The following is a 12374-nucleotide window of genomic DNA, read 5'->3' as shown; positions in this document are numbered from 1 at the left end:
TTACCGCAAAACTTTCACCTTGCTTTTTGCAGAAAGTCTCATGGTTCTCAAATCCAATCCGGTAATTAAATTGATTCCCGGCTTTTTGCCCGGCTCAAAACTTCCAAAACGTTCGGACACACCCAAAGCCCGCGCTCCGTTTACGCACCCCCACATTACCAGCTCCTGCAATGTTATTTCCCGGAAATGTTCCTGCAGGGTAACCATCTCGTCCAAAACAGATAGCGCGCAATTGGACGCAAGACTGTCGGTTCCCAGGCAAATGTTTATTTTTTCATTTTGAAAAAGCGAAACCGGCGGAAGTTTTTTTTCGATGTGCAGGTTGGAATTGGGGCAAAGCACCCAAAAAGTGTTTTCCGGGGTTCTTTGTTTTCTCAGAATTTGCAGATCTTCCTCTGTGGTAAACGTATTGTGAACCAGTAACAACTGGTTTTCTTTGGGGGTAAATGAAAGCGTAAAATCCAGCGAGCTTTTGCCTGTTGGGCGCCAGTGAGTAATGTCAACTCCCGGCATGTCAGAAAAATGCTCGGCAATCGCACCTTTCCTGTCTTCAAAAAAATGTTTTTCAGCAAGGCTTTCCTGGTTATGAACAGACAAAATAATATTCTCAGACAAAGCCTTTTTGCTGATTTTTTTGAAAAGCAACTCAGAAACGGAATAGGGAGAATGAGGAGTAATTGTGGCAACCAGCCCGGCCTCTCTGAATGCCGATTCAACTTGTTCTGCAATAGAAAAAGCTTTTTCGGCGCGCGACGGCTGAATGCCAAATGCCTCCACAAAAGTGTGGTAGTAAATGTTTGAGGCATGCTTTGTTGCAATCGAAACAGTAGAATTGGAAATATCTCCAACGGCAACAATGCCGGCGTGTTTCATTTTAAAATCAGCATTTGCCATTGCTTGCTGCACGTCCGCTTCTTCGGAATTACGGAGCTTGTTAATTCCGCGCAGGAATCCGCCCAGCCCTGTTCCTTTGGTAATTTTATTTTTTAAGTGGGAGAGTTCCAGATGACAATGCGCATTTACAAAGCCCGGAACCAAAACACCACTATATTGTTCCAACCCCGCCTGCTCGCGGAGCACTCCGCCGGTGTCAATAACATTTTTGACTGTTCCGTCGTCTTCACAAATCAGAATTCCATTTTTTAAAGGTGGTCGGGTTCCCGGGAAAATATATGAAGCGGATATTTTTCTCACTTCCGGGGCTTTTGCAGTTCCAGCTCCTCGGGCTCGATTTTCCGTCCGGAATATTCCTGTTCCATTTCGCTGAGTTTATTCATGGACTGCCGGTACATTTTTTCAAACTTCCGCGGCTGGGCTGCATAAAACACAAACGACTGTTCAAATACCGAATCAGGAACATGGTATTTATCGAGGATTGAGTAGTAGAAATCAGTAGAACTGCTTTTGGTCACCAGCGAATCGCGATTACGACGCGTATTAAAAGCAGATTCGGCCAGATGCATGTCGGCCAGCATTTCAATCATCTGGTTTTCATTGATTAATACCGCCGGTTTGTCTACCACTGGTTTGCTGCAGGAATAAATACCCAGAGCAAGAAGAAATAATATGACTATTGTTTTATATCTCACAGTATAGCAATCTGTTTTACTAACAGGCCGCCAAATTATAAATTGTTTGGGGATCAGGCAACAAACCAGACGTTAAAAATTGTGACTTTGTCGGAGATTTGTACTTCCGGCAATCCGAAGTATAAACGAAGGGAATGGATAAGAATGGAAACTTCAATAAAACAGTTTGCTTGTTGTTAATTGCTTTCCCGTGGATTCGCAAGAATTTTAAGCCAGTCGTTATTAAGCATTTCGCTTTGGGTTAGTATCCCCTGAATTTTGGGCGCGGAAATTCCATCATAAAAAAACTTGTCGCCAATAAAAATGTGGGCTTCGTCCCAAAGGCTTTGGCTGATAAAACTTTCCAGCATTTGTTTTCCCCCTTCTACAACTACCGAAAGAATTTTTCGGTGGTGAAGTTCTTCCAGAATCTGATGAGTAATCTCTTTTTCGAAATCAATTTTTACCCACTCAATCTGGTTGTTTTGTTCTTGTTTTTTTGAATTGAACACCAGCGTTTGAACACTCCCGTCAAACAAATTCAGGTTTTGAGGCAACCGCAAATTTTTATCCAGTAGAACCCGGGTGGGATTTTTGCCCGACCAGTGGCGTACGGTCAGAGAAGGATTATCTTTTTCGGCGGTGTTGGTTCCTACCAAAACGGCACTTTCTTCGGAGCGGATTTTATGCACCAGCCGGAGTGCCAAATCACCTGTTATCCAGGTTGGTTCTCCAAACTCGTTACGGCCTCTGTTGACATCAATAAATCCGTCGAGCGTTTGTGCCCACTTCAAAATCACGTACGGCCGCTTCTTCTCATGAAAAGTAAAAAATCTTTTGTTCAGATCTCTGCATTCTTTTTCGAGCACTCCAATTTCCACCTCAATGCCTGCATTTCTAAGTTTTTCAATTCCCCTGCCGGCTACTTTCGAAAACGGATCTACGGTGCCGATAACTACACGAGGAATTTGCTTTTTCACAATCAAATCAGAACAGGGCGGCGTCAAACCCTGATGGGCGCAAGGCTCCAGGGTAACAAACAGCGTACTTTCCTGCAATAATTCGGGATTCTGAACCGCGTTAATTGCATTGACTTCGGCGTGTGCCTCTCCGTATTTTTGGTGAAACCCTTCGCCGATAATTTTTCCCCTGCAAACAATGATACTTCCCACCATCGGGTTGGGAGCAACGTTCCCTGCCCCGAGGCGCGCCAGTGCGAGACAGCGTTTCATGTATTTATTGTTTGATTCCATTTGTCGGAAAAAGTATCTTTACAGCGCCAAAAGTAACACAATGAAGGCGACTATTCAATATATCGGGGAAGAATTGGGCGGTTTGTATCCACAAACTGAAGTGAAAGCTTTTACCCGGTTGATTTTAGAGCACGTTTGCGGGCTGGATTATACGGCGCAGATTTTAATGCGCGACCATGTAATAAGCGCCATCCAAAGCAAACAGATATCTGAGATTGTAACAAGGCTGAAAAATTTTGAACCCATTCAATATGTTTTTGGAGAAACAGAATTTTTTGGAATGAAGCTTAGCGTAAATCCCTCCGTTTTGATTCCGCGCCCGGAAACTGAGGAGTTACTGCACTGGATTTCAGAAATGGAGTTCAGTAAAGAGCCTTGCTTTTTGGATGTTGGGACAGGAAGCGGCTGCATTGCTCTTGGGTTAAAAAAGCAATTTCCGTATTCAAACGTCATGGCAATAGATTATTCGGATGAGGCACTGGAAACTGCTCGGGAAAATGCGGTTTTGAATGGGCTTGACGTTTCTTTTTCGCGGGCTGACATTTTGAAATGGGAAGAGCGAAGCTGGCAAAACTTCGACCTGATTGTGAGCAATCCTCCGTATGTGCGAGAATCGGAGAAAAAGGAGATGTTTGCCAATGTTCTCAAATTTGAACCCGAAAGCGCCCTGTTTGTCCCGGACTCAAATCCGCTGCTGTTTTATCTCAGAATTGCAGAATTTGCACAAAAATTTTTAACTAAAAATGGCTGGCTTTACTTCGAAATAAATGAAATGTTTGGAGAACAGACGGCTCAAGTGGTTAAAAAATGCGGGTTCGAAGCAATAGAAATAAAGAAAGATCTGTTTGGTAAAGACCGGATGCTCCGGTGCCGAAAATAAATCAGGGAAATGAAAATTAATATTCCGACAAGCTGTATATTGCAAAATCTTTGGCACTTTTACCGTTCTGAAAAATTAATGTTTTTTACACCAAAGTGAGAACGCTGATAAAAATTATCGTCTTATGCTTAAACCTGATTGCGGTTGTTGCTCTTCTTGCTGCTTATCTTTCAGGCTATGTGTCGCCTGAAAAATGGTGGATTCCTTCTTTCTTTGGGTTAGCCTATCTTGTGGTGCTTGGCGTCAATCTGTTCTTCATTGTTTTTTGGTTGATTGTCCGTCCCCGGTACATGCTGCTTTCGTTGCTTACTATTCTTGCCGGGTGGGGTGTTTTCAACCGGTTTATTCAGTTTAAAGGAAAGCACATTGAAAAAGGAGACATTAAAATATTATCGTACAATGTGCATCATTTTGGAGGTAATAAGCAGATTTCTTCCCAGCAAACTGCTGCCGAAATAGTCAGTTTTCTGGAGGAACAAAGCCCGGATATTATTTGCCTGCAGGAAGCACGGCTCAGGCAGAATAATATTTTCAACCTTGCAAAAACGGTGGAGGAGCTGAGCTTTATTAATCATTATCAATACGCCCGTACAAGCAGCACTTTCGGCTCTGTAACCCTGAGTCGTTTCCCGATTGTGAATATGGATGAGATAAGGTTTGACAACTCGCGAAATATTACCATTTGCACCGACGTAGTGATTGGAAACGACACGGTGCGGGTGTTTAACGTGCATTTGCACTCGTACGGAATTGACCCCAAAGACTACTCCATTATTGATTCGGGCGTTTCTACCGAAGAAGAATTAAAAGATGCCCGAAAGGTAGGGTCCAAGCTGAAAAGCGGATTTATGATCCGTGCAAACCAGGTGGAAACAATTCGTAAAATGATTGACGAAACGCCCTATCCAGTTGTCGTTTGCGGAGATTTAAACGATGTTCCGGCTTCGTTTTCATACCAGCAAATACAGCAGGGTCTGAAAGATGCTTTTGTTTGTTCGGGAAAAGGACTGGGGCGGACGTTTATTAATATGCGGCCTTTTCTTCGGATCGATTACATTTTTCACTCTCCGAAATTTGAATCGTTCAACTACAAAACACATAACTTTCGTTACTCCGATCATCTTCCGGTTTCTACAGAATTGGTGAGAAAAGATCGGTAGTATTTGTTTGGTGAAAAAACAGATGTCCTAAATTGCTTCGTCAGACAACACCTTCAGTGCCGCCACCTTGTCTTTTTTTAGCTGTTCGGTAAGCGCCTCAACTCCACTAAATTTATGTTCGTTTCTGATTTTTCCGACAAAAATGAGGGTAATTTCCTGGTTGTAAATATCTCCCGAAAAATCAAAAATGTGCACTTCAATACTTCGGTTGTCGGCATTTTTATTGAATGTAGGTCGGGATCCGATATTTAGCATTCCCTTGTATTCTTTCCCGGCTACGAGCACTTCCACTGCATAAACTCCGTAGCCCGGAATAAGCTTATTGGGGTCGGAAGCTTCAATGTTGGCGGTAGGAAATCCCAGTTTTCTGCCCACTCGTTGCCCTTCTACCACAGTTCCCTGCAATGTAAACCGGTATCCCAAAAATTTATTGGCCTGTTCAATCTTTCCTTCTTCCAGCGCTTTTCGGATGCGGGTGGAACTCACGTGAGACTCGTCAACCAGCAATACTTCCAGTTTTTCAATCTCGAACCCAAATTTTGCAGCGCAGCCTTGCAGGTACTCAAATCCGCCTTCGCGGTTTTTTCCAAATCGATGATCGTAACCAACAACCAGGCAGTGCGTGTGCATTTTATTTACCAGAATCTGTTCCACAAACTCAGAATAAGTAAGCTGTGAAAACTCTTTGGTAAACGGAAAAATAATTAGGTGGTCGATTCCCGAGCGGGCAAACAGTTTCTTTTTTTCTTCCAGCGTGGTTAAAAGCCTCAGATTGGTTTCTCCGGGTGCGGTAATTAACCTCGGGTGCGGGTAAAATGTAAAAACAACCGATTCGCCGTTTCGCTGTCTGGCAAAGTCAATCAGCCGGCTGAGTACTTTCTGGTGCCCCAGATGCAACCCGTCAAAAGTACCAATTGTAACTACCGGCTTGTTTGCTACAAAATTTTCTATGTTGGTATGTATTTTCACTTTCTAAATATGACCGGCAACGAACATAGAGTTTTTTCGTGAATTTCTGGGCAACTACCCCCGAAAAATTGATTCAACTTTCCATTCCTTAAATAATGTTATTTTCAAAAAATGTTATTTCCAAACAGCGGATTTTGTTAAATTTACGCCCTTTAATAAAAAACGTAATGAGCTTTAGCAGATTATTAGTTACAGGAATAATAGCAGGATTGCTGGCAGTAGGATGCAGCAAGGATAATGGAAAGTTTTCGGTAAAAGGAAAAATTACCCACGCCGAAGGGCAAACCATTTATCTGGAGGAGTTGCAGGTTGCTACGGCAACACCTGTGGACTCTGTTAAAATCAACAAAAAGGGTGAGTTTAAATTTACCGGGACAGCCACGGTGCCAACCTATTTTTTGTTAAAACTTTCGCCCAATAAATTTATCACGCTGCTGGTTGATTCGGTGGAAAATATTGTGGTGGATGCTGATGCTGCCAATTTTGACCGGAACTACCGGGTGGAAGGATCGCTTGGTTCGGTGCAGGTGAAAATGCTAAACGATAAATTGCTGGATACCCGCAGAAAAATGGATTCCATCCAGTCGCTCAATAATTTGTACAGGGGCAACCCGGATTATGACAGAATGAAGAAAGACTGGGACGCTGCTTTTGATTCCGTTAAAAAAGAACAAACCGATTTTTCTACCGAATTTGTGATGAAGAATCCGTTTTCGATGTGCAGCGTTTTGGCGCTTTACCAAAAGTTTGACGATCAGGAATACGTGATAAAGGATTTGCACACAATGAGAGTTGCTGCTTCGGCATTAAATACCATCTACCCCAACTCGGGGCACGTAAAAGCATTGTACCAAAATACGGTTCAACTGTTGCAGGAAGAACAAAATGCCAAACTGCGGCAAATGATTCAGGAACAGGGAGAAAACAGTCCTGACATTGTTTTGCCCAATCCCGATGGAAAAGAAATTGCACTTTCATCTCTTCGGGGAAAAGTGGTTTTACTTCAATTTTGGTCGGCACTCGACCGAAACTCCCGAATTTTAAACGAAGCATTAGTTGATGCATACCGCAAATACAAAAACAAAGGGTTTGAAATTTACCAGGTAAGTATTGACGATAACCGCGTTGAATGGGTAGATGCCATTGATCAGGATCGGCTAACCTGGACAAACGTGGGCGATATGCAGGGAAGCGCCCTGGCTGCAAGAATATACAACATTCAAGAAATTCCTTACAATTATTTGCTAAACGAAGAAGGGGCAATTATTGCACAAAACCTGAAGGGCCCGGGATTAGACAAAGCCCTGGCTCAGATTCTGAAATAGCTTTTAAATTGTAATTAAAAATATTCGGTTTGCCAGGACGAAAAAATATATATTTTGTTTCAGACGTACATCTTGGGGCACCGGCTCTGAACAACAACCGACAACGGGAATTGCTGTTTGCCAGCTGGCTGGATTCCATTCGCGACGACGTGGCTGAACTTTACCTGCTGGGCGATATTTTCGATTTTTGGTTTGAATACCGGAAAGTTGTTCCGCGCGGATTCACAAGAGTACTGGGGCGCCTGGCCGATTTGGCAGACAGCGGCGTATCCATTCATTTTTTTACGGGGAACCACGATGTGTGGGTATTCGACTACCTTCCGCAGGAAATTGGGTTGACGCTGCATCGCAACGAATTAGTTACTGAAATAAAAGGGAAAAAGTTTTTTCTGGCGCATGGCGACGGCCTCGATCCGCAAGACAAAGGCTATCTTTTTCTGAAAAAAATATTCACCAGCAAAACACTACAATGGATTTTTTCCCGTTTGCACCCCAACTTTGCTTTTCATCTTGCACATCAATGGTCCAAATCGAGCAGGCTGTCGAAACTAAACCAGCAAGAAGAATTTAAAGTTAAGAATGAAAGTATGTACAAATTTGCAGAAAAGTATTTGAAGAAGGAGTGGATAGATTATTTTATCTTTGGACACCGTCATCGCATGATCAATATTGAAATAAATAAAGGTTCTAAGTTGATTCTTCTTGGTGACTGGATAACAAATTTTTCGTACGGCGTTTTTAACGGAGAGAGTTTTGATTTAAAAAAATTTGAAAGATAGCGGTTAGTTGAGAAGTTGAATATTATGGCAAAAAAAATATACACACGCATTATCGGAACCGGAAGTTGCCTCCCGCCAAAAGTGGTGAAGAACAATTACTTTTTAGATAGTCAGTTTTACGACGCAACGACCAAACAACCATTTGATAAATCAAATGAGGAGATCATTCAAAAATTCTTCGAGATTACTAATATCGAAGAACGGCGCTATGCCGAAACCGATCAGGTAACATCAGACCTGGCCGCCCATGCCATTAGGGAAGCATGTAAATCGGCAGAGATTTCTGAAGAAAGCCTCGACTTTATTGTTGTTGCCCACAATTTCGGCGACATCGAACACGGAAATGTACGCACCGATATTTTGCCCGGACTGGCAAATAAGGTGAAAATGAAACTGAAAATTAAGAACCCTTCATGCATTTGCCACGATGTAATTTCAGGCTGCCCGGGATGGACGCAGGCAATGATTACAGCCGATGCTTACATTAAAAGCGGTTACCGGAAACGAGGCGTTGTTGTTGGCTCAGATGTTCTTTCCCGAATTTCAGATCCTTATGATCGTGATTCGATGATTTTTGCCGACGGCGCCGGCGCAACAGTTGTGGAAGGTGTGGAAAGCGAAGAACCGACAGGAATTATTTCTCACGCAAGCCGTTCCGATTCTGTTGTTTATGCCAATTTGCTGACGTTGGGTAATTCGAACAATCCGGATATTACAGGCAGCGAAAGATGGATAAAAATGGCCGGGCACAAGCTCTATATTTACGCCATAAAAAATGTTCCTGGAGTAGTAAAGGAAAGCATCGACAAGGCCGGGCTTCATTTGAAAGACATTAAAAAAGTACTTATTCACCAGGCGAACGAAAAAATGGACGAAGCCATTTTGAGCGGCGTTTTCCGACTGTACGGAGAGAAAGAAATTCCGGAAGGTATTATGCCCATGAGCATCAGATTTTTGGGGAATTCTTCGACCGCAACCGTTCCTACCCTCCTCGATTTAATTCTGAAAGAAAAAATTGAAGGGCAGGAAATTCACAAAGGCGATCACATAATTCTTTGCTCGGTTGGTGCCGGAATGAACATCAACTCCATCGTTTATAAGTGGTAATAAATTATCCTTTTCCCAAAAGGAATTACTGCGCTCTTTTGGTTAAATTGAGCCGTTTTTAACGTTCAAAATTTTTCCGGAATGAGTATTGAAATGGCGATTCTTCTTGTTAGCCTCGTAACCATTGGCGCGTTGGCTGTTATCTTCTTTTTTGGTCTGAAAAATCAGAAAAAAATTGCGCTTCTGAAAAATGATTTTCAGAAAAAAGAGAAGGAGATTGATGACCGGCGCAACGAGGCTGAGAAAAATGCTTCTATTTTGGAAGACCGTTTCCTCTCTTTGAAAGCTGAAGATGGCGATAGGAAGAATGAGCTGCAGAAAATACGCGAAGAAAATATTCACCTCGTCGGACGGCTCGAAAAAGCAAAAACCGAATACCTGAATCTTCAGGAAAAGTTGCATGTACAAAAAGCAGAGCTGGAGGAGATTCAGAAAAAATTCACCACTGAATTCGAGAACATCGCCTCGAAAATTCTGAAAAAAAACAGCGAAGAATTTACCCAGGCCAACCAGAAAAACCTCGGAGAAGTGCTCACTCCGCTTAAAGAGAAAATTTTTCTTTTCGAAAAGAAAGTTGAAGACACCTACCAGAAAGGGCTGAAAGACCAAACCGACCTGCGCGCCGAACTGAAAAAATTGTACGATTTAAATCATCGGATTAGCGAGGAAGCCAGCAATCTGACCAAGGCTTTAAAGGGAGATGTGAAAAAACAGGGCAACTGGGGCGAAGTGGTGCTGGAGCGTATTTTGGAGCGCTCGGGGCTTAACGAAGGCGAGCAGGGATATCAAAAGCAGTTTAGCGATGTTTCTGAAGACGGCAAGCGTATTCAGCCCGATGTGGTTATTAATCTTCCGGACAACAAGCATATTATTGTCGATTCAAAAGTTTCGCTTATTGCCTACGAGCGGGCTGTGAATGCTGCCACCGAAGAAGAACGTACAAAGTTTGTGAAAGAACACCTGCTCAGTATAAAATCACACATAAAAGGCTTGAGTGAAAAGCATTATCAGACTGCAAAAAATTTGAATTCTCCCGACTTTGTTTTGCTGTTCATTCCGATTGAATCTTCGTTCAGCCTTGCAATTCAGGAAGATCAGGAGTTGTTTTCGTATGCATGGGATCAGAAAGTGGTGATTGTTAGTCCGTCAACACTTCTGGCTACTTTACGAACCATTGCTTCCATCTGGCAGCAGGAAAACCAAACTAAAAATGCATTGGAAATTGCCCGCCAAAGCGGAGCGTTGTACGACAAGTTTGTGAATTTTGTGGGCGACCTCGAAGGTATTGGAAAAAGCATTGATGCAACACGAAAAAACTACGATCAGGCCATGAATAAGCTACATTCCGGGAGCGGCAATTTAATCCGCCGGGTGGAAAAAATAAAGAAACTTGGGGCAAAAGCGACAAAAGAACTTCCTAAAAGTTTAATCGAAAAAGATTTGCAACCCGACGCGCCGGAGGAAAGTACCCCGCTTCAGAGTCATTAAAAATCCCAGCCAACCGGCAGTCTTTTTCCGGCTCCGTTAGCATGGAAAACAAATTTCAGCTTTCCGCTTCTGGTTAATACCGCCATGGTGTCGATAATTGTTTCGTCCTCGCCGTCGCCGTCAATATCGTATTTGAGTGACAATTCGATAATCCGGATCGGCCCCGAAAAGTTCATGATGGGATTTTCTTTATCCACATTGAAAGTAATTGTCCACAAGAAGTTACCACTCTTGGTAATCACCATTTTTTCTGATCCGGAGTTAATCGTGTAAGCCACTACTCCCTGACTGTTTTTAAAGTCGATTGTAACCCCCGGATTACCTTCGGCAGTTTGTGCCCCTGCACCGGCGGCAAAAAAGAAGAGCATGACAAACGGAATAAAAGCCAGTAATCGTTTTTTCATGATTTTTGATTTTTATGTATAAATCGATTGATTTGAATGTACAGACAGAAGGAAGATAGTGGAGGGTTTTTGTGCAGATTAGTAAGTAGCATTTGTTGCAGCCACCTGTTTTTCATGATACAGAAAATTATACTGTTTTAAGAAAAATCCCCGGTTCGAAGCAGGTTTCTCCGAACTTAATTTGTTTCCCCGGAAAAGATAATAACCTAATGGATTCGGTACAGAATAAATCTCTATTTATTATAAACGAATGATTGTTAATAACTAATAGTTTTATAAATTTATAGCATGCATATTAATTATGGGACATGCTTACACATACCGGTGCGACCATTGTAGCTTTGAAGCCCGCTTTAATGAAGGGCATGGTTTTCTCATACGTCCGCAGTCGCTGGACTCTTATTTAAACGCCGGAGAGAAATTATTCCACTACAAAACTCATAGGGCTTTAAAAAAACTTGCGCAGGAGCAAAAAGAGCTTTTTGTTGATGCAGCATTTCGAATATACAAATGCCCGCATTGCAATTTGTTGTTCGACAAAGTTGATGTTACTGTTTTTGATAACGGCACTCCGGTTCATAAAAGCGAATTCCGGTGCAGCAGTTGCCGCTCTCGACTAAAACGAACCAATATTCACCGGTTGAAATACGCAGTTTGTCCGGCCTGCAAAAAGAAGACGTTTCATATTGACCCGAGAAAAATGATTTTATGGGATTAGCTGTCGGGCTGCGAATTTTCAAGAAATTCGGCAAAAATTGCATTCTGCGGATACCGTGCCGTTAATTCCCTGAAACAAATTCTTCCTTTTTCCGGGTTCTTTTCAATATTGAAATAAATTTTTCCAAGGAAATAGTTTGCCAAAGTAGACACAACCAAGTCGTTTTCGCGGGTGTACATTTCAATTTCCCGAAGCGCGTTGTTCCGTGTTATTCGTTTGCTTTCAAGAAACAGCGGGTTAAGAATGTTGTCAAAATAATCGAAAAGGGAATTGTACAAATAAAACAGCCTGACCCGGTTTTTCGAATAGGCCAGCTTCTCCGGATCAATTTCTTCCAGAAGCTTTTTTATTTTCGAGCGCAACTGAATGGCGCCCAAAATGTTGTAACGTTTAAATTCGTAGCGCAATTTGTACGAAAACATTACCAGTTGTCGTATCTGATTGTCTTCGGGTGTTGATTGGGTTTCGCCAACTCTGTTTAACGTAACTTTAAATTGCTGTAAATCTGATTTTTTTTGTGAACAAACCTGTTTCCACCAGTAAAGGTCTATGCTTAAAATATCAAAGTAAAATGAGTCAATCTGATTGCCCTGATTGTTTAGCATTGATTCTGCTTCTGAAAACTGCTGGTTGTAAATCGAGGTAAAAATATCGTCCACAATTTTTTCATTGTCGCTTGCAAAAACAGGCATGATGGAGCAAAAAAACGTCAGCAAAAATATT

Annotated in this window: 13 protein-coding genes; 7 read left to right on the top strand and 6 right to left on the bottom strand. The window is 42.3% G+C overall.

Annotated elements, in window-relative coordinates:
- The 3 genes from BUB08_RS13150 to ribD form a co-directional block, all read right to left on the bottom strand.
- A complete protein-coding gene (locus BUB08_RS13150; RefSeq protein WP_073002355.1) occupies window positions 1–1194 on the bottom strand; it encodes an amidohydrolase family protein in 1194 nt (397 codons plus the stop codon).
- Window positions 1191–1589: a DUF4296 domain-containing protein gene (locus BUB08_RS13145; protein ID WP_139249704.1), complete on the bottom strand. Its 399-nt coding sequence runs from the start codon at window positions 1587–1589 to the stop codon at window positions 1191–1193. The genes BUB08_RS13150 and BUB08_RS13145 overlap by 4 nt, the downstream gene beginning before the upstream one ends.
- 176 nt (window positions 1590–1765) lie before the next feature.
- Window positions 1766–2821 (bottom strand): bifunctional diaminohydroxyphosphoribosylaminopyrimidine deaminase/5-amino-6-(5-phosphoribosylamino)uracil reductase RibD, encoded by a 1056-nt coding sequence (ribD, locus tag BUB08_RS13140; protein ID WP_073002353.1) that lies wholly within the window; start codon window positions 2819–2821, stop codon window positions 1766–1768.
- 40 nt (window positions 2822–2861) lie between these two features.
- Between ribD and prmC the strand changes: the two genes are divergently transcribed.
- Together prmC and BUB08_RS13130 are read left to right on the top strand one after the other, a co-directional pair.
- Entirely contained in the window at window positions 2862–3701 is an 840-nt protein-coding gene (gene prmC / locus BUB08_RS13135; protein WP_073002352.1) for a peptide chain release factor N(5)-glutamine methyltransferase, read from the top strand.
- A 95-nt stretch (window positions 3702–3796) separates the two neighbouring features.
- Complete coding sequence (locus BUB08_RS13130) at window positions 3797–4861, top strand: endonuclease/exonuclease/phosphatase family protein (protein ID WP_073002351.1); 1065 nt, start codon at window positions 3797–3799, stop codon at window positions 4859–4861.
- Between the two features lie 27 nt (window positions 4862–4888).
- Here the strand turns inward: BUB08_RS13130 and BUB08_RS13125 are convergent, their stop codons facing one another.
- Window positions 4889–5830 carry a bifunctional riboflavin kinase/FAD synthetase gene (locus BUB08_RS13125; protein ID WP_073002350.1) on the bottom strand — a complete coding sequence of 314 codons (942 nt, stop codon included), beginning with the start codon at window positions 5828–5830 and terminating at the stop codon, window positions 4889–4891.
- A gap of 167 nt (window positions 5831–5997) precedes the next feature.
- On the opposite strand from BUB08_RS13125, the gene BUB08_RS13120 reads away from it, so the two are divergent.
- The 4 genes from BUB08_RS13120 (at window position 5998) to rmuC (ending at window position 10529) form a co-directional block, all read left to right on the top strand.
- Window positions 5998–7155 carry a TlpA disulfide reductase family protein gene (locus tag BUB08_RS13120; protein WP_073002606.1) on the top strand — a complete coding sequence of 386 codons (1158 nt, stop codon included), beginning with the start codon at window positions 5998–6000 and terminating at the stop codon, window positions 7153–7155.
- 29 nt (window positions 7156–7184) lie between these two features.
- The gene (locus BUB08_RS13115) at window positions 7185–7934 is read left to right on the top strand and encodes a UDP-2,3-diacylglucosamine diphosphatase (RefSeq protein ID WP_073002349.1); all 750 of its coding nucleotides are present in this window, start codon (window positions 7185–7187) and stop codon (window positions 7932–7934) included.
- Window positions 7935–7958: 24 nt separating this feature from the next.
- Entirely contained in the window at window positions 7959–9041 is a 1083-nt protein-coding gene (locus BUB08_RS13110; protein ID WP_073002348.1) for a 3-oxoacyl-ACP synthase III family protein, read from the top strand.
- An 81-nt stretch (window positions 9042–9122) separates the two neighbouring features.
- Complete coding sequence (gene rmuC, locus BUB08_RS13105; RefSeq protein WP_139249703.1) at window positions 9123–10529, top strand: DNA recombination protein RmuC; 1407 nt, start codon at window positions 9123–9125, stop codon at window positions 10527–10529.
- Here rmuC and BUB08_RS13100 read toward each other — a convergent pair.
- On the bottom strand, window positions 10526–10933 hold the full coding sequence (locus tag BUB08_RS13100) for a hypothetical protein (RefSeq protein ID WP_073002347.1): 408 nt from the start codon (window positions 10931–10933) through the stop codon (window positions 10526–10528). The genes rmuC and BUB08_RS13100 overlap by 4 nt on opposite strands.
- A gap of 301 nt (window positions 10934–11234) precedes the next feature.
- Here BUB08_RS13100 and BUB08_RS13095 point away from each other — a divergent pair, with 301 nt between their 5' ends.
- Window positions 11235–11651 carry a hypothetical protein gene (locus tag BUB08_RS13095; RefSeq protein WP_073002346.1) on the top strand — a complete coding sequence of 139 codons (417 nt, stop codon included), beginning with the start codon at window positions 11235–11237 and terminating at the stop codon, window positions 11649–11651.
- Here the strand turns inward: BUB08_RS13095 and BUB08_RS13090 are convergent.
- The gene (locus BUB08_RS13090) at window positions 11648–12310 is read right to left on the bottom strand and encodes a hypothetical protein (protein ID WP_217651618.1); all 663 of its coding nucleotides are present in this window, start codon (window positions 12308–12310) and stop codon (window positions 11648–11650) included. The two genes, BUB08_RS13095 and BUB08_RS13090, sit on opposite strands and share 4 nt — an antisense overlap.
- Window positions 12311–12374: the final 64 nt, after the last annotated feature.

The organism is Mariniphaga anaerophila, from assembly GCF_900129025.1.
Classification (GTDB): Bacteria; Bacteroidota; Bacteroidia; order Bacteroidales; family Prolixibacteraceae; genus Mariniphaga; species Mariniphaga anaerophila.
This window is presented reverse-complemented; position numbering and strand designations above follow the sequence as displayed.